Origin of the sequence: Amycolatopsis sp. cmx-8-4 (assembly GCF_046548675.1) — a bacterium.
GTDB lineage: Bacteria > Actinomycetota > Actinomycetes > Mycobacteriales > Pseudonocardiaceae > Amycolatopsis.
Genome location: NZ_JAEBDZ010000022.1, coordinates 24858 through 42856, shown reverse-complemented (window position 1 = coordinate 42856; position 17999 = coordinate 24858). Strand labels below are relative to the sequence as shown.

The window sequence follows — 17999 nt, the reverse complement described above, 5'->3', positions numbered from 1 at the left end:
CGCCGCACTCCACAAAGACGTCCGGCGAGAGGAACCCCGATGACCACCCCCACCGAGCGGAAGCCCCGGCTGCGGCGCTTCCGGTTCCCCGTCCCGCTCCTCGCCACCGCCGTCCTGCTGATCGCGGCCCGCGGGCTGGACGCGCTCGTGGCGGGCGTGCCGGTCCTGCGCCTCCTGGTCGGGGCCGGCGCGGCCGCCGGGGCCGTCTTCGCCTACAAATGGGTGGCCCGGCGGGTCGAGAACCGGGACGAGATCACCGAACTGGCCACCGCCGGGCACTGGGGCGGGCTCGGGCGCGGCGCGCTCATCGGCGGCGCCGCCTTCGTCGCGACCATGCTGCTCTCGATCGTGTTCACCCACGCCGACATCAGCGGCGGCTCGTTCTGGGCCTGCCTGGGCGTGGCCGGCTCGATGGCTTCCGTCGCGGTGACCGAGGAACTGCTGTTCCGCGGGGTGCTCCACCGCATCCTGGAGCAGCGCGCGGGCAGCGTCATCGCGATCGTGGTCTCGTCGCTGCTGTTCGGCCTGACGCACCTGATCAACGGCCACGCCACGCTCTGGGGCACCCTCGCCATCGCCGTCGAGGGCGGCACGATGCTGGCCGTCGCCTACACCGCCACGCGGTCGCTGTGGCTGCCGATCGGCCTGCACTTCGCCTGGAACTGGCTGCAGGGCGGCGTGTTCGGCACCGCGGTCTCCGGCGCCGACAGCGAACCCGGCCTGCTGCGCACCGTCCTTTCCGGACCGGACGCGCTCACCGGCGGCTCGTTCGGCCCGGAGGCCGGCCTGTTCGCGCTGCTGTGCTGCCTGGTGACGACGGGGCTGCTGCTCCGCCGCGCGAAGCTCATCCCTCGGCGCTGACCAGCCCGGTCCGGTAGGCCAGCACCACGGCCTGCACCCGGTCCCGCAGGTCCAGCTTGGTCAGGATCCGCGAGACGTACGTCTTCACCGTCTCCACGCTCAGCACCAGCTCGGCCGCGATCTCGGCGTTCGACAGTCCACCGGCGATCAGCTTCAGCACCTCCAGCTCCCGTCGGGCCAGGCCTTCCAGCGGGCCGCCGGTGGGAGCGGCCGGGCGGATGCGGTCGGCGTAGCGGCCGATCAGCGTCCGGGTCACCGAAGGCGCGAGCAGCGACTCGCCGCGGGCGATCGTGCGGACGCCCTCGACGAGCTCGTCCAGCGGCGCGTCCTTGAGCAGGAACCCGCTCGCCCCGGCGCGCAACGCGTCGTAGACGTACCGGTCGACGTTGAACGTGGTGACCACCAGGACCTTCGCCGGGTCGGCCGCCTCGGGGCCGGCGATGCGGCGGGTCACCTCGATCCCGTCCAGCAGCGGCATCTGGATGTCCATCACGACGACGTCCGGGCGCAGCCGGTCGAACTCGGCGAGCGCCTCGTGGCCGTTGGCGGCCTGGCCCACCACGTCGAGGTCCGGCTGGGCGCCGAGCACCGTCACGTACCCCGCGCGGATGAGTTCCTGGTCCTCGCAGATCAGGACGCGGATCGGGCCGTCGGTCATCCGTCGCTCCTCGTCGGAATCCGGGCACTGACCACGAAGCCGTCGCCCGACGGGCCCGCGGTGAACCGGCCGCCGAGCGCGTCGACGCGGTCCCGCAGCCCGGCCAGACCGCGGCCGCCGGATCCGAGGGCGCCGGCCGTCGTCGCCGGGCCTTCGGTGGTCACCTCGATGTCGAGGAGGTCGGCGCGGTAGCCGACGCGCACCGAGGCGGGCCGGCCGGCGGCGTACTTGGCCGCGTTGGTCAGCGCCTCCTGCACGATCCGGTACGCCGTGAGCTCCGTTTCGGCCGGCAGTGCCGGGCGTTCGCCCTCTTCGACGAGCTCGACCACCCGCCCCGGCTGTTCGACGAGGGCGCGCAGCGCGCCCAGGCCCGGCGTGCGCGCGCCGGTGGCTTCGAGCACGCCCAGCAGGAACCGCAGCTCGGTCAGGGCGTCGCGGCCGGAGCCGGTGATCGCGGCGAGCGCCTCGGTGACGCGCTCGGGCGTGAGGTACCGGGCGGCGTCGGCCTGCACCACCATGGCGGTCACGTGGTGGGTGACGACGTCGTGCAGCTCGCGGGCCAGCCGGGCGCGTTCCTCGGCCGCGGCGGCGCGGGCGGTGAGCCGCCGGCGTTCGGCCTCCTGCCGCCGCCGTTGCCGCACCAGGGCGCCCAGCAGCCAGAACAGCGTCAGCACCGCGACGTAGACGACGTAGTCGAGCAGCCCCGCCGGCGACCCGCGAAGGGCCAGCAGGACCGCGAAGACGGCGTACCCGGCCGACGCCGTCGCGACCAGCGCCCGGCGGAACCGCTCTTCGTGCGCTCCGGCGGAATAGAGCGCGAAGTACAGGGCGAGGCTGCCGACGGTGGTGGGGTACGCGAGCACCTCGTGCGCGGCGAAACCGGCCGCGGTCACCGCCAACGCCGCGGCGGGCCACCGGGTCCGCACGGCCAGCGGGAGCGTCTGCGCGAGCACCAGCACGACCGCGAGGAACCCGCCGTCGTGCCGCGGCAGATCGCCGAACTGGGCGCCGAGCACGGCGAGCCCGGGCACGAACGCGGCGGCCGTGACGACCAGGGCGAGGCCCCGGTCCCGGACCTCGAGCGAGACCCCCGCCCACCGGCTCCGGAGGCGTCCCAGCTTCGGCATGGCGGGGAGCCTAGCGAGCCCCGGACCCCGCCGGATCACCGATCGCCGTCACCCGGGTGGGGGACGCGGGTTTTACCGGGTCACGGGGAGGGTAGCCCGCCTCCGGCCGGACGCGGGACGCGTCCCGCGAAGAAGGAGCGGTTCGTGGTCATCATCGGCATCACCCTCGGCGCGAGCGGGCTGGTCCTCGGCATCGGCGTGCTCTTCCTGCTCGGCCTGCTGCTCCTCGTCGCCGGGCTGATGTTCCGGCTGCTCGCCAAGCAGGCCTTCTAAGTCACAGCTCCCGATCGCGCAGGTACGCCGCGATCCGGACGCGCAGGCCGCGGACGTGCACCAAGCTCAGGGTGAAAGCCGCCTCGGGCTGCTCCGTCGGCAGGTGACACGGACCCGCGATGTGCACGAAACCGTCGTCGGGGTCGTGCCGCGGCGCCGACCACACGTCCTGCTCCCCCGCCGAGCGATCCTCGGCCCGGGCCCGCGCCGACCAGTAGACCGGCAGCTTCATGACCTCGCCGAGCGCCTTCCCGAAGGTGGGCAGGTCGGCCTCCGGCAGCGCGAGCCCCCGGCCGCTCCACACGCGCGGGCCGCCCGGCGCGGGCCGGACCCTGGTGAAGGTGGCGACGTCGCCGGCGGTGCCGATCGTCCAGTGCGGTGTTTCGGTGGTGGTGGTCGCCACGGTTTCTCCTCGTGCGTAGCGGCCCCCAGGCTGACACCCACTCTAGTGGATCACCCGGCGTCCCAGGGCCGGCCCGCGAGGAGGTTCGTCACCCAGTGCACCGCGAGCCCGCAGAGCGCCCTTTCGGGGCCACGCCGGTGGGACACCACGACGTCGTCGCACCAGAGCATCAACGCGGTCGCCCCGCCGGCGGTCGGCGTCAGGCCGACGACCCAGCGCCGGCCGTGCACGTCGACGGTGCGCTCGGCGGTGAGCCACCAGCCCTTCGACGCGGTGACCGTCCACGCCCGCACCTGGGCGAGTTCGGCCACCGAAGCCGGTTCACGCGCGGTCGGTTCGTCCACATCGGCCACTCTCGCACACCGGTTCACGATTCCCGCACGGTCGCGGACGCCTTCGTGAGGTGAGCGGCCATCGTGTCCAGTTCCGCGGTCATCACCAGCGCCGGCGGGAACCCGGCCAGATCGTCGTCGAGCGCGGACGTGCGCGCGCCCACCGCACCGGCCCGGGCCGGGACGTAGCGGCAGAGGAACTCCACGTACATCGAGGTGACTCCGGGCCGAATGCCGGGCGGTGGACGAGGCAGCGGACTGCCGTGCCGGGTCGGCACCCGGATGCGCAAAGGCGAGCCAGTTACCTTTGCGCGTCAAGCACCTCAGTCGCGGCGGCTGCCGAAGATCAGGCGGTAGCCGACCAGGATGATCAGTGCGCCCAGCACGGCGAGACCCCAGGTCCGCAGGTCGAAGAACGTGCCGAGGTCGGTGTGGAAGAGCGTCTTGCCGACCCAGCCGCCGACGAACGCGCCGCCGACGCCGAGCAGGATCGTGATGATGCAGCCGCCGGGGTCCTTGCCCGGCATGAGGATCTTCGCGATCACGCCGGCGATGAGCCCCAGCACGATCCAGCCGATGATGCCCACGGACTGCTCCTCTCATCCATGCTCGACCCAGACGGCACAGGATGGCAGCCGGGCGTGGCGGCGTCGCGCCGAGTGCGGTGGACGTGACCTGGATCTCATCCGGCCCGCCGCTAGGGTCCCGGCCATGGGAACGCCGATCGCCGGAGACCTCGCCCCGACCGGCGTCCTGCGCGCCTCGATCAACCTGGGCAACGCCATGCTCGCCCAGGGCACCCCGGGCGCGCCCACCGGCGTCACCGTCGACCTCGCGCGCGAGGTCGCCGCGCGGCTGGCCGTCCCGGTGGAGTTCGCCTGCTTCGACGCGGCGCGGAAGTCGTTCGACGCCTTGACCTCCGGCGCCGCCGACCTCTGTTTCCTGGCGATCGACCCGGCCCGCGCGACGGAGGTCGCGTTCACCGCGCCGTACGTCGTCATCGAGGGCGTGTACGTGGTGCCGCGCGACTCGGCGCTCACCACCCCGGCCGACGTCGACCGGCCGGACGTCCGGATCGGCGTTAAGCAGGGCTCCGCCTACGACCTGTTCCTCTCCCGCACGCTGGAGCACGCGACCGTCGTACGCGGTGACGAAGGCGTCACGACGTTCGAGACCGAGGGCCTCGAAGCCGCGGCCGGCATCCGGCAGCCGATGACCGCCTACGCCGCCGCGCACCCCGGCGTCCGGGTCGTCCCCGAGCGGTTCATGCAGATCGAGCAGGCCGTCGGCACGGCCAGGGACCGCCGCCCGGAGACCGTCGCGTTCCTGCACGACGTCGTCGAGGAGCTGAAGGCGAGCGGGTTCGTCGCCGACGCGCTGCGGCGCGCGGACCAGCCGGACGCCGCCGTCGCTCCCCCGGCCCGCTGACGCTCAGGCCGCCGTCCAGGCGCGCAGCTTCTCGGGGTTGCGCACCGCCCAGATGTGCTTGATCCGGCCACCCTCGACGTGGAACGCGAACACCGTCACGGTGACGCCGTGCTGCCGGGAGAGCAGGCCGGGCCGGCCGTTGACGGTGGTCTCCCGGAGGGTCATGCCGGGCAGCACGTCCACGATCGCGGCGCAGGCGCGCGCGACCGCTTCGCCGCCGTACATCGGTTCGAGGCGGGCGGTCGCCAGCCCGCCGCCGTCGGCGGTCGCCGTGACGCCGGGGTCGAGCAGGCCGACCAGCGCCGCGATGTCCTGGGCTTGCCAGGCCACCTTGAAGCTCCGGACGAGGTCCGCCTGCCGCCCGGCCGGGGTGGCCACGGGCGGCCGCGACGCCTGGATCCGCCGGCGCGCCGACGAGGCCAGCTGCCGGCACGCCGCTGTCGACCGGCCGACGATCCCGGCCACCTCGGCGAACGGGTAGCGGTAGACGTCGTGCAGGACGAACGCGACGCGCTCGGCCGGGGTCATCGCCTCGAGGACGACGAGGAAGGCCATGTCGACCGACTCGTCGAGGGTGACCCGGTCGGCCGGGTCCACGACACCGATCCACTCCGTGCTCCCCGGCAGCGGCTCCGGGATCCACTCCCCCACGTACACCTCGCGCCGCACGCGCGCGGAAGCGAGCTGGGTCAGGCAGATCCGGCCGGCGACCGTCGTCAGCCAGGCCCCGGGTGACGCGATCGCGTCCTGCTCCCGCGCGGACAGGGCGTACCACCGGGCGAAGGTCTCCTGGACGACGTCCTCGGCGTCGGCCAGCGAGCCGAGGAGCCGGTAGCCGAGGCCGGTCAGGTGCCGCCGTTCGCTCGTGATCGGGTCGGGCCGGGTCATCGGGTCGCCTCACATTCCGCGGTGCTGCCTGGTCGTAGTCCTGACGAACCCCACGGCTTCGTTGTGACACGACCACGCAGGAGGAACCATGACCCCGTTCACCGCCGCCGCTCCCGCGGAGAGCCTGGAGCGAGCGGCCACCGCGCTGAAGGAACACGGCTTCGCCGTGGAGATCCTCGACGACGTCGCCGCCGCGCGCGGCCGGGTCCGCGAGCTCGTCCCGGCCGGTGCCGGCGTGTTCACCTCGGCCAGCGAGACGACCCGGCTGTCCGGCATCGAGGAGGACCTCAACACCGGCGGCCGGTACGCCGCCGTCAAACCCCGGGTCCTGGCGATGGACCGCGCCACCCAGGCCGGCGACATCCGCCGGCTGATCGCCACGCCCGACTTCGTGGTGGGCAGCGTCGCGGCGGTCACCGAGACCGGTTCCGTGGTGGTCGCGTCGGGCAGCGGCAGCCAGGTGCCCGCCTACGCCGGCGGCGCGGGCCGCGCGATCTGGATCGTCGGGGCGCAGAAGGTGGTCCCCGACATGGCCAACGCGTTGCGGCGCCTCGAAGAGCACGCGCTGCCGCTGGAAAGCGCCCGCGCCCAAGCGGTCTACGGCCAGCCGAGCGCGATCAACCGCCTGCTGGTTCTCAACGCGGACGGCCCCGGGCGCGTCACGATCCTGTTGCTGCGCGAGGCCATCGGCTTCTGACTCAGCCGCCGAGGGAGGCGCTGCCGTCCGGGCCGGTGACCACGATGCGAAGGGTCACTTGGCCCACGAACGGGACCACCGTCACCTGCCACGTCTGCGGTGCACCGACCTCCAGGGTGCTCCGGGCCTTCGCCACCAGAGCCGGTACGCGGTCGACGGGCAGGGCGCGCAGGTCGAACGACGGGACCGTGACGCCGGTCGGCGCGAACACCACCGACAGGCGGTGCTCCTCGACGACCGCGGTGAGCACCTTGGCGACGTCCGCGTGCTGCGCCAGACCGTCGACGGCGCGGCGCAGCTCGCCCGCGTCCGCCAGGGACTGTCCCGGGCCGACAATGACCGTGGCCGAGCCCGAGGAGGACGTGACCGAGGTGGGTTCGGAGGCTTCCATCGCCGGGGCGAACAGCTCGGCGCGGAACTGCAGGACGACCACGGCCGCGCCGACCAGGAGCCCGACGAGGACGAGAAAGCCGGGCCCGGCGCCCGCCGACGGCTTCCGGGCCACAGTGGACTCGGGCGCGGACGCCAGGGTGGCGCCGGCCGCGCGGCGCGCCCATTCCGCGTCCGGTTTGACGATCCGGACCTTCCACGGCCGGTCCGGCGGGTACGCGACGACCAGGACGTCACCCGGCCGGTAGCCCGGCAGGTCGACCAGGTTGACGTCGAGGCGGGCTTCGGCGCGGAACGACGGCTCGCCGTGCGGGGCGATCGTGAGGTCGAACCTGACCGGCACGTCACCCGTCTCCGTGCCGCCGGCGCGGAGGCTCTCGATCTTCGCGAGCGCCACGCGCGGCACGACCGCCGCCTCCCGCGCCCGCCGCGGCATCCCGGCGACGAACAGGAGAAGCCCGTAGGCGAAGGGAAGTCCGACGCCCGTGAGGATCAGCGGGACGTTTTCGATGATGATGCCGGTGACGAAGGCGCTCAGCGTCACCCCGATGACGGCACCGGTCAGGAACCCGCGGACGAGCTTGATCACGACGTACTCCGGACTCTCGAAGGACCTCATCGGGCCGGCAGCCGGTCGGCGAGGACGGGATCGCGCGGTCCGGACCATCCCGGTGTACGGGCGGCGGCCGGTCACGGCGTGGCCGAGCACCAGCGGGGTCACCACGAGCAGCAGCGCCGGCACCCACCAGTCGGCGTAGTAGAAGAGCCAGCCCCAGAAACCCCACGCCTCGTCCTGGTGGAACACCGGGTCGACGGCCGTGCCGACGGCGAGCGGCGGCAGCCACCCGCGAGCCGACACCCCGGCGCCGACGGTGCTTCCGGCCAGCGCCAGGACGGCCGGGAACGCAGACCCTGTCGGCCGTCCCCGGTAGCGCCGCGCGGCGGCGCCGGCGAGGCTGGCCGTGAAGAGACAGCCGAAGACGCCCAGGGTGCCCCAGACGACCACGTACGACGGGTCCGCGTCGCCGCGGTCGTCGAAGATGCTGTCGATCGCCATGGTCCGGAACTGCTCCATGAACCCGCCGAACCCGAGCCCGGCCGGCACGCCCAGCGCCACGGTCGCGAGCGAAGCCACGACCACCGCGGCGAGCACCCCCGGGTGCCCGTGCCACCGCTCCAGGCGCTCGTGCCGGGCCCGCGCCGGATCCTTCGTGTTCACCACAACCACCTCCTGTCCTCGAGACGTCCCCAGCCTGCGCGGGCCCGGCTGCTACCGAACCCAGGTTTCGGCCACGATCAGGTGAGAAACCGGCGGCTCGCCGCGAAGAAACAATTCCCGAATGCCGCGAAAATCGTCGCGGATTGTCGCGCGTGAAGCGACCAGGCGGGGCGTCACCCACCGCGGTGATCACTCACAGGAGTGACGATCGACAAGCCCGGAACCTGTTCCACTGCGCCGGAAAGGGGAATTGCGAGACCTACTCAAATGGCAGCTATCCGGCTTTCCCGGCACTGCGTAACGTCGATTGACGGGTGCGGTTCTCGCACTCGTGACTCCTGGAGGTTCCCGTGATCCGACGACCCCTGCGCACCGTGGCCGCCCTCGTCGGCGCCGCGGCCGCGGCCACCGCTTTCGCGACCCCGGCCTCGGCGGCCGCCGCACCGTTGACCGAAGCCGCCGGCCCGGCCGCGCTGGCCGCCGCGCAGCACGCGCTCGGCGGCTCCCTCGGCAGCGCGTTCGGGCTGTCCTGGCTGGACACCACCACCGGCGGCCTGGTCGTCGGCACGACCGACGCGGCCCGCGCCGCGCAGATCCGCGCCGCCGGGGCGACGCCGAAAGTGGTGCGGCACAGCGCGTCCGAGCTGAAGGACGTCCAGTCGACGCTGGATCGCAGAGCCACCGGCGTACCCGCCTCGGTCGCCGGCTGGTACGTCGACGCGCCCGCCAACGAGGTCGTCGTGAGCGTGGTGGGCGGCGACCCGGCAGGGGTCGCCTGGGCCACCGCGGGTGGCGCGCCGGTGCGGGTGGAGCGCGTCGACCGGGCGCCGCGGCCGCTGTGGGACGCCGTCGGCGGACAGGGGCTCTACTTCAACGGCGGCGCCTGTTCCATCGGGTTCAACGCCTACAACGACAACGACGTCCACTTCGTCATCACCGCCGGGCACTGCACGGAACTCGGCGGCGCGGTGAGCGGCGTCGGCGGCCCCATCGGCAAGGTCGCGAAATCGTCGTTCCCCGACAACGACTACGGCACCGTCAAGGTGACCAGTGACGCCGTTTCGACGCCGCCGCGGGTGGACCGCCACGAGGACGGCACCGACGTGCGGATCGACGGCACGGACGTCGTTCCGGTCGGCGGCCGGATCTGCCGGTCCGGCATCACCACCCACTGGCAGTGCGGCCGCGTCGTGGCGCTCGACCAGGCCGTGAACTACGGCGACGGCAACCTCGTGTACGGCCTCACGCACACCGACGCCTGCGCCGAACCCGGCGACTCGGGCGGCTCGTTCGTCAGCCGTCCCGCCGCGGGGTCCGGCACCAAGCTGGTGCAGGCCCAGGGCATGACGTCCGGCGGGTCCGGTGACTGCGAGACCGGCGGCGACACGTTCTTCCAGCCCGTGCGGGAGGTGCTGGACCGCTACGGCCTCACTCTCGAAACCAACTGACACCCGCTGACGGCGCGGCGGTCTCCCGGAGGCCGCCGATGCCGAGCGAGTCGTCGGGCACCGGTTCTGTTTCGGGTTCCGCTTCCGGTGCCACTGCCGGTTCTTCCGCGGCTTCCGGCTCGGGCGGGTCCTCCAGGAAGTCCGCCGTCGGCACGTACAGCAACGCGCCGGTGTGCGGGGTCGAGAAGTCGAGGATGCGGTCGTGGTTCCCGGGCGGCGACCCGACGAACATGTTCTCCAGCATCCGCTCGATCACCACGGGCGACTTCGCGTAGCCGATGAAGTAGGTGCCGAACTCGCCGTACGCCGGGCGGCCGAACGGCATGTTGTCGCGCAGGATGTCCAGCTCGTTGCCGTCGTCGTCGGTGATCACGTTGAGCGCGATGTGGGAGTCGCTCGGCTTCTCCGCGTCCGAAAGCTCCACATCGGACAGTTTGCGCCTGCCGATCACCCGCTCCTGCTCCTCGGTGGACAGCGCGTTCCACGCCGTCATGTCGTGCAGGTACTTCTGGACGACGACGTAGCTGCCGCCGTTGAACCCGCCGTCGTCGTCGACGTACACGGCCGCGCGGGCGGCGCGCCCGGTCGGGTTCTCGGTGCCGTCGACGAACCCGAGCACGTCACGCGCGTCGAAGTAGCGGAAGCCCTGCACCTCGTCGACGACGGTGACCGCGCCGGCCAGCCGCGCCATGATCAGCGTCTCCAGCTCGAAGCACAGGTCCATCCGGTCGGCGCGGAAGTGGAACAGGAGGTCGGCGTCGCTCGTCACGCTTTCGTGGCGCTCGCCCTTGAACACGGGCAGCTCGTGCAGCTCGGCCGGGCGCGGACCGCCGTAGACCCGGTCCCAGGCGGCGGAGCCGATCCCGGCCAGGCAGGAAAGGCCGCCGGTCAGCGACCGGAACCCGACGGACCGCCGCAGTCCGGGCAGGTCCGCCAGCAGGTCCTTGACGACGTCCTCGCCGCCGAAGTCGATCCGCAGCAGCAGGAAGATGGCGGCGCGGGTGAGGGGTCCGGCGATCTCCTCGGCGTCACCCGGCGAGGCCTCTTTCGAAAGCATCCGCGACGATAGCATTCGCCGCCGTCGCGCTCTCCTCCTACATTGGGGGACATGACTTCCACCGCCGACAAGGCCAAGCGCTTGCAGGAGCTGCACGCGGCTCCGGAACTGCTGCTCGTCGTCAACGTCTGGGACGCGATCACGGCGAAGGTCGTCGCCGAGACGCCGGGCACGCAGGCCCTCGCCACCCCGAGCCACGGCATCGCCGCCTCCCGCGGCTACCCGGACGGCGAAAAGATCCCGCGCGACGAGATGATCGCCGAAGTCGCCCTGATCGTGCGCACGGCGGGCGACCTGCCCGTCTCCGCCGACCTCGAAGCCGGCTACGGCGACCCGGGCGGCACCATCGCCCGGGCCATCGAGGCCGGCGCCGTCGGGGCGAACCTCGAAGACCAGATGAAGCCGCTCGCCGAGTCGGTCAAGGCGGTCGAGGCGGCCGTCGCCGCGGCGCAGTCGGCCGGCGTCGACTTCGTGCTCAACGCCCGCACCGACGCGTTCCTCAAGATCGGCGACCAGGAGGAGGCGCTGAACGAGGCGATCACCCGCGGCCGCGCCTACCTCGACGCGGGCGCGTCGAACTTCTTCGCCCCCGGCAAGCTCGACGAGACCCAGGTCGGCCGCCTGGTCGAGGCGCTCGGTGAGCGCAAGGTCAACCTGATCGGCATCCCGGGCTCGATCCCCCTGGCCGTCGCGCAGAAGCTCGGCGTCTCCCGGGTCTCGTACGGGCCGTGGAGCCAGAACGTCGCGCTGACGGCCCTGGCCAAGCTGGCCGAAGACGTCTACGGCGGCGGTGGCCTGCCCGCCGACACCCGCAAGCTGAACTGACGCCGGATCCCTCGTTGTTTACAGTCACTGAAGTGATACGGTGACTGTAAACAACGAGAGGACGCCACCGTGAGCGAGTTCGAGATCGTCACCGAGTACCCGCACCCCCGCGACCGGGTGTGGCGGGCGCTGACCGACCCGGCCCTGGTCCCCCGGTGGACGTCCACCGGCCAGGGCGGCCGCCCCGAGGGGTTCGTCCCCGAGGTCGGCACGCGGTTCCGGTTCGTCGGCAAGCCCATGCCCGGCTGGGACGGCGTCGTCCGCTGCGAGGTCCTCGCCGCCGACGCGCCGTCCTTGCTGCGTTTCACCTGGCGCAACAAGGAAACCGACGAGCCGAGCTTCGTCACCTACCGCCTCGAGGACACCGCCGCGGGCACCCGCTTCACCTACTCGCACACCGGTTTCCACGGCGTCGGCGGGCTCGTGATGTCCCGCCTGCTGCAGCGGGTCCGCCGCCGGATGCTGGCCGAGGGCCTGCCGCCGGTGCTCGACGACCTCGGCGCCGCCGCCTGAAGCTCAGGGCGGCTCAGGCGAGGTCCGGGATCAGCTCGCCGATCAGGCGGATGCTCTTCAGCACCTTGTCGTGCGGGATGCCGCCGATCTGCTGCAGGCACATCAGCCGGTCGATGCCCAGATCGGCGTAGGCCCGCAGCTTCTTGCGGCAGGTGTCCGGGCTGCCGACGATCAGCGAGTCCTGCGCGCTCAGCACCTCGAAGATCTCGTCGTCCGGCACCGATTCCCCCTGCAGGATCCGGGCGATCAGCAGGTTCGCGTCCGTCGGGCCGTTCTGCGCCTCGCCGCGCAGGAACTCACCCGTCAGGCCACCGCCGTCCGGAGCCGCCACCAGCTCCTGCTGGCGGGCGTTGAGGCGGACGAACTCGGTCGCCGCCTCGAAGAAGGTCAACGCCGTCACGGTGTACCAGGCCGCGGCCGCGGCGGCGCCGTTGCGCATCGCCTCCTCGTCGGTGTCCGCGCAGTGCACGAACGTGAAGAAGCCGACCTGGTTGTTGACGAACGCGCCGACCGGGTCGGTGCACTGCGCGGCCGCCGCCCGGTACAGGCCGATCAGCCGGCCGGCACGCTCCAGCGACTCCCACATCGTCGTGCCCAGCACGCCGACGCCGCGGCGGCCGGCCTCCTCGAAGGAGGACGCGCTCGCCGCCGCCTGCCACAGCGGCGGATGCGGCCGCTGCAAGGGTTTCGGCGCGATCGCGACGTCGTCGACGCGGTAGGCGTCGCTCTCGTAGGAGAACCGTTCGGAGGTCCACATCCGCGGCACCATCTCGAAGGCTTCCTGCGTCTGGGCGCGGGCGTCGTCCGGCTCGATGCCGAACAGGCGCCACTCCGGGAGGGTCGAGCGGGTCAGGCCGAGCTCCACCCGGCCGCCACTGAGGTGATCGAGCGTCGCGGCGCGCTCGGCGACGCGGATCGGGTGGTTGAACCGGCCCGGCGCGAGCACCGCGGAGTGCCCGAGCCGGATCCGGCTGGTGCGCTGGGAAAGCGCCGCCAGCATCAGCTCCGGCGCGGACGACAGGCTGAACTCCCCCGCGCCGTGGTGTTCGACCTGCCACCAGCACCCGTAGCCCAGTTCGTCCGCGAGCACGGCCTGTTCGATCGCCTGGCCGAACCGGAGCTGCTCGTGGCCTTCGGGCCACGGCCGGGGGTTCTGGATCTCGTTGAACAGGTCGATCTGCATCCACGGCCTCCGGCTGCTCGGGTCTGCTCCTCGATGGCACTGAGAAGTCAGTCCCCGAGAGCGACGGCTCCGTTACTCATGTCGCACGTTCGGCGCAGTACTTCCGGCGGGCTACGGGTTCCGCGGCCAGAAACCGCAGTGGTGGTCGGATCCGCTGTCGACGACGGTCCCACCGGCGGCCGTCAGGCTCAGCACGCTCGTCGAGGTGACGGTGCCCGGGACGGCGTCCGCCGCCCCGGGCGCGGCCGGGGTCCCGGTGCGGGCGAAGCCGCTCCAGTAGCCGACCATCCGCTCCCCGTGCCGGGCCTGGGCGGGATCGGTGAGCAGGTTCTTGCCGCCGAGGTCGAACAGGTACGGCGTGTCGGTGGCGTGCGCGGCGCCCTGGGCCATGCCGGGCACGTTGACCTGGTTGACGTTCGGTGCGTGGGACTCGGCGAACTCGTACGGGAACACCTTGGTCGTGCGCGCGAAGGCCTGGTCGCCGGCCAGCGTGGGACAGCTCCACGCCGCGTCGGTGATCACCGTCGAGAACGCCTCGACCGGCGTCGGGTACCGCTGCAGCGGGTACTCGCGGAGGACGTCCGCGGCGCGGACGCCGAACGCCGCCTGCACGAGCTGCGGGTAGGTCGCCTCGGTGATCGAGGACGGGTCGGCCATCGCCGCGCCGCCAGCGAACGAGCGGGCTTCGTCGTGGTCGCCGCCCGAGAGGACCGGGATGCGGCCGATCCGGCCGGCGCGGACCGCGTCCGGCGGGTGGGCCACACTCGGTGATAGCCCGTGGCGGCGGCGGTTAAACAGTCCTGTTCAGAGTGACGACGTTTCGGCGCGGAATCCGTAGACCATCACCCGATACGGTGAACTATTCCGACACGCACCTCACCTGATTGCGCATTCAGCCCGATCATGTACGGCCTACCGGGCGATGGGGGACAGTCTTTCGGGTACACCACGTCCTGGACTGATCATCCGAACGCCCTCGTCTGCGACACTTTGGAGCTAATGGCGGGAACGCAGCGTAGCGACCCGCCGGAGCGCAGGGGTGGAGGACGGATGACCACGCACCACCGACAGGCGGGCTTGCGTGCATGGACGCACCGCCCGCGCCACGCCCGCCGCTCGACCACCGGGCTGTCCCCGATTCTGGTCCTGGCGGCGACGATCCTGCTGCTCGCCGACACGGCTCTCGGCGTCACGGTGGTGCTCCTGGTGTTCGCCACACTGACCGTGCTGTGGACGGTCCGCCGGCCGCTGCGCAGGGCCGCCCGAGAATTGGACACGATCCTCACGGAGGAGCTGGGCCCCCGCCACCGCCGCGACGGCCTCCACTTCGCCGACCCGGCCCCCGCACAGAGCTAAGCCACCCGAAACTCCGCGCCGGCCACTCCGGGCACCATGCCGGCCGCTCCAGGCGCCGTGTTGGCCACTCCGGCCCCCATGTCGACCACTCCGGCCGCCGTGTTGGCCGTTGCGGCCGCCGTGTTGGCCACTCCGGGCACCGTGTTGGCCGTTGCAGGCGCGGTTGTTGGCCACCTCGGCCGCCGTGTGGGCCACTCCGGGCACCGTGTCGGCCGCTCCAGACAGCGTGTTGGCGCCCCGGCGGCCGTCTTGGCCGGGTCGCCGAGGCCCACGTTCCGGCCGTCCTACTCCGGGCGGCCGTTCCAATGCACCACATCCGGCCACTCCAGGAACTTCCGCAGGTGCTGCTCCTCCGAACGCCCGTGCAGCGGGAACCGGAACACCGAGCCGTCCGGCCAGGTCAGCTCCTGCTTGCGGAAGCCGACCTCCGGTGCCTCGGGTTTCCGGGCCTCCCAGACGATCCGCGGCGCCGGCGCGTCGGCCGGGTCGACGTACGTCGAGCCGGTGTCCACCAGGGCTACCGCCGTCGGGGAGAACGCCAGCCACGGTCCGCTCGCCGAGGCGAGGCGGTCGGTCAGGTCGAGCGCCTCGGCGTCCGCCGGGCCCGACACGCGGATCTCCCGCTGGAACGGGCGGCCCGCCCCGCCGCCGCCGTTGGCCAGGACGAAGACGGACACGACCGCGCCGCCGATGCCGCGCGCGATGTTCCAGAAGAACCGGCGGATCAGCCGCTTTCCCGCCACCGTCCCGTCGTGGCGGCGTCCGGGGACGTCGAAACCCAGGTCCGTGTCCCCCAGGCGCAGCACGATCACCGGCTCGTGCCAGTGGTCCCGGAGGACACCCTCGACGCGTTCCCGGAAGCCCGGACGGACCTGGGCGTCGGCCGACCAGCGTTCCGCGCGGTCCTGGAGCTCGGCTGCCCGGGTCTCTAGATGTCCAGGTCCTTCCGGGTGTCCTCCGGACTCCGGTCCCCGCCGATCTCGCTCTTGTCGAACCACGGTTCGTCCCCCTCGGGCGTGACAGCTTCCTTGCCTTCGGCGAAGGCACCCTTCGCCGCGCCGATGCCCGCCTTGACGCCCGCGCCGGCGAGCAGCGGGCCGGCGCCCGCCGAGGTGCCGAACATCGTCGTGAGCACCCGGTTGCTCGGCTGGAAGCCCTGGGCGACCGCGCCGAAACCGAACTTGGTCTGGCCGGGCATCACGCCGACCCGCAGCTTGGTGGTGAACTCGACCAGCTTCGTCGAGTACTTCGCCATGAACTCGATGAAGGTGTCGAGCAGCTTGCCGAACTTGCCCAGGTACCCGGTCACCTTCTTCAGCACGCTGGCGGCCTTGGCGATCGACGCGGTCATCGCGGCGGCCACCGAGCTGCCGAAGCTGATCACCGACGCCGCCAGCGCGGGCAGCCAGAGCGTGATCAGCCAGGACACCAGCTCGGTGATGATCCCCTTGATCACCTCTTCGATGACGACCATGACCATCGACCACATCTGCAGCACCTCGGCCACCGAACCGGCGGCCGAGCCGACGCCGCGGATGCCCGAGGAGAAGTCGCCGAGCGCTTCCTTCGCCGCGTTGCCGGCGTCGTCCACCCACTCGGCCAGCGCGGTGTCGCCGGTCTTCTCGAAGTCCTCGGCGAGCGCGACGAAGCCCTGGGCGATGGTGACGAAGTTCTCCGACGCGTGCCCGATGGCCGGGCCGTCGCCGGTGACCTGGTGCAGCGCGTCCTGCAGCGGCTGGACCAGCTCGAGCAGCATGTTCAGGCCGTGGCTGACGAGCCAGCCGATCGGGTCCATGGCGAAGGTGACCATGTCGCCGGCGGCCGCGCCGACGAACTTCGCGCCGTCGCCGACCAGCGCGCCGCCCGCGGAGGCCAGCTCGCCGAAGTTGCCCGCCTGGGCCGCCTGCTGGGCGTGCTCCCCGATGGACTTGCCCGCCTTGTAGGCCGTGCCCGCCACCGGCACGTAACCCGCCGCGCGGTCGAGGTTCGCGCCCGTGCTCTCGTCGTAGGGCTGGACGTCCAGCGCGTCGGCGATGCTCTTGTGCTCGCTCACTTGCCCTCCCCGACCGCGTCGATCTCCGCCTCGTACCGGCCGAACGTGATGACGCCGGCGTCTTCCATGCCCTGGTACATCTCCGCGGCCTTGGTCAGCTTGGTGGTGAAGCCGTCGACGCCGTCCTTCAGATCGGTCAGCAGCGACCGCAGTTCGCCGAGCCGGTCGGTGTAGCCCTGCTTCGCGAACAGGCCGATGAGCCCCCACGCGTCGTCCGTGACGTCGGCGGCGTCGATCTTGGCGCCGAACTTGTCGGCTTCCTGCTCGTAGAACGGCAGCTGCCGGGCGTACGCGGAGATCGCGCCGATGTTGGTCTGGATTCCTTCTGGCATCGCGGGAGCTCTCTCGGTCGGGTCAGTCGCGGCGGAGGATCGTGTTCTCTTCGAAGTAGTCGTCGTCCCGCGGGGCGGGCCGGCGTCGCGGTGCGGCCTGGGGCTGCTGCGGCCCCTGGGGCTCCGACGCAGGGGGTTCCGCCGTGGTTCCGAAGGCTTCGGCCTGGGCCTCGCGCACCTGCTCCTGCGTGTTGACGCCGAGAGTGTCGCCGAAGGCGTCGTCCACGATCCCGGCCTGCTGCTGGACGGCCCCGGCCACGGCCTGGCGCAGGGTCGTCATGATGATCGCCGCCAGCCGGCCCGCTTCGAGGTGCGTGGCCCCCGCGGCGAGCCGCAGGTCGGTGACGGTCCCGCCGGCCCCGGCCACGACCGTGACGTTGCCGTCCGGCGAGGTCACGGTGGTCGCCACCTGGGCGATCCGCTCCTGCATGTCGCCGACCCCGGCGAAGCGGGTCTCGGCCTGGCGAACCTTCGCCTGGAAGTTCTGGAACTGGGCGATCAGCTCGTCCATGTGCGCGGACATCGTGTCTCCCTTGCGCGGTCTGGTGACATCCGCCCGCATGATGTCAGATCCGCGGGGTGTTCCGGTCCGTTTTCGGAAGTTCGCCCCGGAGTGGGCGACGGCCGTACCCCCGCACCCGGCCCGATGTGTATCCGCCGCGGCACCGGGTAGCCGTATCGCACCCCAGGAAAGGTGGACGATGAACGACAAGGCGGAACACAAGGCCGAAGAGCTGAAGGGCCAGGCCAAGGAAAAGGTCGGCGACGCCACCGGGAACGAGCAGTGGCAGGCCGAAGGCAAGGCCGAGCAGGGCAAGGGTGCCCTCAAGCAGGCCGCCGACAAGGTCAAGGACGCTGTGAAGGGTCACAAGGACTGATCTCCCCGGGCCCCGGCCCGGGACGGCCGCCGCACTCCGGAGTGCGGCGGCCGTTTCACGTCCCGGTTATTCCCGCCG

Annotated in this window: 24 protein-coding genes; 9 read left to right on the top strand and 15 right to left on the bottom strand. The window is 72.2% G+C overall.

The window, feature by feature from the left end; translation table 11 throughout:
- Positions 1 to 39: 39 nt before the first annotated feature.
- Positions 40 to 861 carry a CPBP family intramembrane glutamic endopeptidase gene (locus ACLJQZ_RS35305; protein ID WP_410624391.1) on the top strand — a complete coding sequence of 274 codons (822 nt, stop codon included), beginning with the start codon at positions 40 to 42 and terminating at the stop codon, positions 859 to 861.
- Here ACLJQZ_RS35305 and ACLJQZ_RS35300 read toward each other — a convergent pair.
- Positions 845 to 1519 (bottom strand): response regulator, encoded by a 675-nt coding sequence (locus tag ACLJQZ_RS35300; RefSeq protein WP_410624389.1) that lies wholly within the window; start codon positions 1517 to 1519, stop codon positions 845 to 847. The genes ACLJQZ_RS35305 and ACLJQZ_RS35300 overlap by 17 nt on opposite strands.
- Positions 1516 to 2646 (bottom strand): sensor histidine kinase, encoded by a 1131-nt coding sequence (locus tag ACLJQZ_RS35295; RefSeq protein WP_410624387.1) that lies wholly within the window; start codon positions 2644 to 2646, stop codon positions 1516 to 1518. The genes ACLJQZ_RS35300 and ACLJQZ_RS35295 overlap by 4 nt, the downstream gene beginning before the upstream one ends.
- 144 nt (positions 2647 to 2790) lie before the next feature.
- On the opposite strand from ACLJQZ_RS35295, the gene ACLJQZ_RS35290 reads away from it, so the two are divergent.
- Entirely contained in the window at positions 2791 to 2919 is a 129-nt protein-coding gene (locus ACLJQZ_RS35290) for a hypothetical protein (protein WP_326949076.1), read from the top strand.
- Between the two features lies 1 nt (position 2920).
- Here the strand turns inward: ACLJQZ_RS35290 and ACLJQZ_RS35285 are convergent, their stop codons facing one another.
- The 4 genes from ACLJQZ_RS35285 to ACLJQZ_RS35270 form a co-directional block, all read right to left on the bottom strand.
- Positions 2921 to 3322, bottom strand: a complete 402-nt coding sequence (locus ACLJQZ_RS35285; protein WP_410624385.1) for a hypothetical protein — start codon at positions 3320 to 3322, stop codon at positions 2921 to 2923.
- 50 nt (positions 3323 to 3372) lie between these two features.
- Entirely contained in the window at positions 3373 to 3666 is a 294-nt protein-coding gene (locus tag ACLJQZ_RS35280; RefSeq protein WP_410624383.1) for a hypothetical protein, read from the bottom strand.
- A 23-nt stretch (positions 3667 to 3689) separates the two neighbouring features.
- Entirely contained in the window at positions 3690 to 3866 is a 177-nt protein-coding gene (locus ACLJQZ_RS35275) for a hypothetical protein (protein WP_410624381.1), read from the bottom strand.
- Positions 3867 to 3977: 111 nt separating this feature from the next.
- Positions 3978 to 4241, bottom strand: a complete 264-nt coding sequence (locus ACLJQZ_RS35270; RefSeq protein ID WP_247051260.1) for a GlsB/YeaQ/YmgE family stress response membrane protein — start codon at positions 4239 to 4241, stop codon at positions 3978 to 3980.
- 124 nt (positions 4242 to 4365) lie between these two features.
- Here ACLJQZ_RS35270 and ACLJQZ_RS35265 point away from each other — a divergent pair, with 124 nt between their 5' ends.
- The gene (locus ACLJQZ_RS35265) at positions 4366 to 5082 is read left to right on the top strand and encodes a transporter substrate-binding domain-containing protein (RefSeq protein WP_410624379.1); all 717 of its coding nucleotides are present in this window, start codon (positions 4366 to 4368) and stop codon (positions 5080 to 5082) included.
- 3 nt (positions 5083 to 5085) lie between these two features.
- On the opposite strand, the gene sigJ is transcribed toward ACLJQZ_RS35265, so the two are convergent.
- Positions 5086 to 5970, bottom strand: a complete 885-nt coding sequence (gene sigJ, locus ACLJQZ_RS35260; RefSeq protein ID WP_410624377.1) for an RNA polymerase sigma factor SigJ — start codon at positions 5968 to 5970, stop codon at positions 5086 to 5088.
- 88 nt (positions 5971 to 6058) lie between these two features.
- Here sigJ and ACLJQZ_RS35255 point away from each other — a divergent pair, with 88 nt between their 5' ends.
- Complete coding sequence (locus tag ACLJQZ_RS35255) at positions 6059 to 6667, top strand: LUD domain-containing protein (protein ID WP_410624376.1); 609 nt, start codon at positions 6059 to 6061, stop codon at positions 6665 to 6667.
- A 1-nt stretch (position 6668) separates the two neighbouring features.
- On the opposite strand, the gene ACLJQZ_RS35250 is transcribed toward ACLJQZ_RS35255, so the two are convergent.
- Entirely contained in the window at positions 6669 to 8276 is a 1608-nt protein-coding gene (locus ACLJQZ_RS35250; RefSeq protein WP_410624375.1) for a hypothetical protein, read from the bottom strand.
- A 350-nt stretch (positions 8277 to 8626) separates the two neighbouring features.
- On the opposite strand from ACLJQZ_RS35250, the gene ACLJQZ_RS35245 reads away from it, so the two are divergent.
- Positions 8627 to 9724 (top strand): S1 family peptidase, encoded by a 1098-nt coding sequence (locus ACLJQZ_RS35245; RefSeq protein WP_410624373.1) that lies wholly within the window; start codon positions 8627 to 8629, stop codon positions 9722 to 9724.
- Here ACLJQZ_RS35245 and ACLJQZ_RS35240 read toward each other — a convergent pair.
- On the bottom strand, positions 9705 to 10781 hold the full coding sequence (locus ACLJQZ_RS35240) for a Dyp-type peroxidase (protein WP_410624371.1): 1077 nt from the start codon (positions 10779 to 10781) through the stop codon (positions 9705 to 9707). The two genes, ACLJQZ_RS35245 and ACLJQZ_RS35240, sit on opposite strands and share 20 nt — an antisense overlap.
- A 51-nt stretch (positions 10782 to 10832) precedes the next feature.
- On the opposite strand from ACLJQZ_RS35240, the gene ACLJQZ_RS35235 reads away from it, so the two are divergent.
- Together ACLJQZ_RS35235 and ACLJQZ_RS35230 are read left to right on the top strand one after the other, a co-directional pair.
- The gene (locus tag ACLJQZ_RS35235; protein ID WP_410624370.1) at positions 10833 to 11606 is read left to right on the top strand and encodes an isocitrate lyase/phosphoenolpyruvate mutase family protein; all 774 of its coding nucleotides are present in this window, start codon (positions 10833 to 10835) and stop codon (positions 11604 to 11606) included.
- Between the two features lie 69 nt (positions 11607 to 11675).
- Positions 11676 to 12119, top strand: a complete 444-nt coding sequence (locus tag ACLJQZ_RS35230; RefSeq protein WP_410624368.1) for an SRPBCC family protein — start codon at positions 11676 to 11678, stop codon at positions 12117 to 12119.
- A gap of 13 nt (positions 12120 to 12132) precedes the next feature.
- On the opposite strand, the gene ACLJQZ_RS35225 is transcribed toward ACLJQZ_RS35230, so the two are convergent.
- Positions 12133 to 13302 carry an LLM class flavin-dependent oxidoreductase gene (locus ACLJQZ_RS35225; RefSeq protein ID WP_410624366.1) on the bottom strand — a complete coding sequence of 390 codons (1170 nt, stop codon included), beginning with the start codon at positions 13300 to 13302 and terminating at the stop codon, positions 12133 to 12135.
- Positions 13303 to 13413: 111 nt separating this feature from the next.
- A complete protein-coding gene (locus ACLJQZ_RS35220) occupies positions 13414 to 14064 on the bottom strand; it encodes a carboxylesterase family protein (RefSeq protein ID WP_410624364.1) in 651 nt (216 codons plus the stop codon).
- 288 nt (positions 14065 to 14352) lie between these two features.
- On the opposite strand from ACLJQZ_RS35220, the gene ACLJQZ_RS35215 reads away from it, so the two are divergent.
- Entirely contained in the window at positions 14353 to 14658 is a 306-nt protein-coding gene (locus ACLJQZ_RS35215) for a hypothetical protein (protein WP_410624363.1), read from the top strand.
- 284 nt (positions 14659 to 14942) lie between these two features.
- On the opposite strand, the gene ACLJQZ_RS35210 is transcribed toward ACLJQZ_RS35215, so the two are convergent.
- From ACLJQZ_RS35210 to ACLJQZ_RS35195, 4 genes are all read right to left on the bottom strand, one after another.
- Positions 14943 to 15470 (bottom strand): hypothetical protein, encoded by a 528-nt coding sequence (locus tag ACLJQZ_RS35210; protein WP_410624361.1) that lies wholly within the window; start codon positions 15468 to 15470, stop codon positions 14943 to 14945.
- A gap of 116 nt (positions 15471 to 15586) precedes the next feature.
- Positions 15587 to 16711 carry a hypothetical protein gene (locus ACLJQZ_RS35205; protein ID WP_247051245.1) on the bottom strand — a complete coding sequence of 375 codons (1125 nt, stop codon included), beginning with the start codon at positions 16709 to 16711 and terminating at the stop codon, positions 15587 to 15589.
- Positions 16708 to 17043 (bottom strand): hypothetical protein, encoded by a 336-nt coding sequence (locus ACLJQZ_RS35200; RefSeq protein WP_410624359.1) that lies wholly within the window; start codon positions 17041 to 17043, stop codon positions 16708 to 16710. The genes ACLJQZ_RS35205 and ACLJQZ_RS35200 overlap by 4 nt, the downstream gene beginning before the upstream one ends.
- 22 nt (positions 17044 to 17065) lie before the next feature.
- A complete protein-coding gene (locus ACLJQZ_RS35195; protein ID WP_328648808.1) occupies positions 17066 to 17566 on the bottom strand; it encodes a YbaB/EbfC family nucleoid-associated protein in 501 nt (166 codons plus the stop codon).
- Positions 17567 to 17744: 178 nt separating this feature from the next.
- On the opposite strand from ACLJQZ_RS35195, the gene ACLJQZ_RS35190 reads away from it, so the two are divergent.
- Complete coding sequence (locus tag ACLJQZ_RS35190; protein WP_326953773.1) at positions 17745 to 17921, top strand: CsbD family protein; 177 nt, start codon at positions 17745 to 17747, stop codon at positions 17919 to 17921.
- Positions 17922 to 17999: the final 78 nt, after the last annotated feature.

Coding starts and splice junctions, on each gene's coding strand:
- ACLJQZ_RS35295 (WP_410624387.1), bottom strand. CDS start 2,646: ATGCCGAAGCTGGGACGCCTCCGGAGCCGGTGGGCGGGGGTCTCGCTC.
- ACLJQZ_RS35300 (WP_410624389.1), bottom strand. CDS start 1,519: ATGACCGACGGCCCGATCCGCGTCCTGATCTGCGAGGACCAGGAACTC.
- ACLJQZ_RS35190 (WP_326953773.1), top strand. CDS start 17,745: ATGAACGACAAGGCGGAACACAAGGCCGAAGAGCTGAAGGGCCAGGCC.
- ACLJQZ_RS35225 (WP_410624366.1), bottom strand. CDS start 13,302: ATGCAGATCGACCTGTTCAACGAGATCCAGAACCCCCGGCCGTGGCCC.
- ACLJQZ_RS35255 (WP_410624376.1), top strand. CDS start 6,059: ATGACCCCGTTCACCGCCGCCGCTCCCGCGGAGAGCCTGGAGCGAGCG.
- ACLJQZ_RS35215 (WP_410624363.1), top strand. CDS start 14,353: ATGACCACGCACCACCGACAGGCGGGCTTGCGTGCATGGACGCACCGC.
- ACLJQZ_RS35275 (WP_410624381.1), bottom strand. CDS start 3,866: ATGTACGTGGAGTTCCTCTGCCGCTACGTCCCGGCCCGGGCCGGTGCG.
- ACLJQZ_RS35240 (WP_410624371.1), bottom strand. CDS start 10,781: ATGCTTTCGAAAGAGGCCTCGCCGGGTGACGCCGAGGAGATCGCCGGA.
- sigJ (WP_410624377.1), bottom strand. CDS start 5,970: ATGACCCGGCCCGACCCGATCACGAGCGAACGGCGGCACCTGACCGGC.
- ACLJQZ_RS35265 (WP_410624379.1), top strand. CDS start 4,366: ATGGGAACGCCGATCGCCGGAGACCTCGCCCCGACCGGCGTCCTGCGC.
- ACLJQZ_RS35305 (WP_410624391.1), top strand. CDS start 40: ATGACCACCCCCACCGAGCGGAAGCCCCGGCTGCGGCGCTTCCGGTTC.
- ACLJQZ_RS35200 (WP_410624359.1), bottom strand. CDS start 17,043: ATGCCAGAAGGAATCCAGACCAACATCGGCGCGATCTCCGCGTACGCC.
- ACLJQZ_RS35195 (WP_328648808.1), bottom strand. CDS start 17,566: ATGTCCGCGCACATGGACGAGCTGATCGCCCAGTTCCAGAACTTCCAG.
- ACLJQZ_RS35235 (WP_410624370.1), top strand. CDS start 10,833: ATGACTTCCACCGCCGACAAGGCCAAGCGCTTGCAGGAGCTGCACGCG.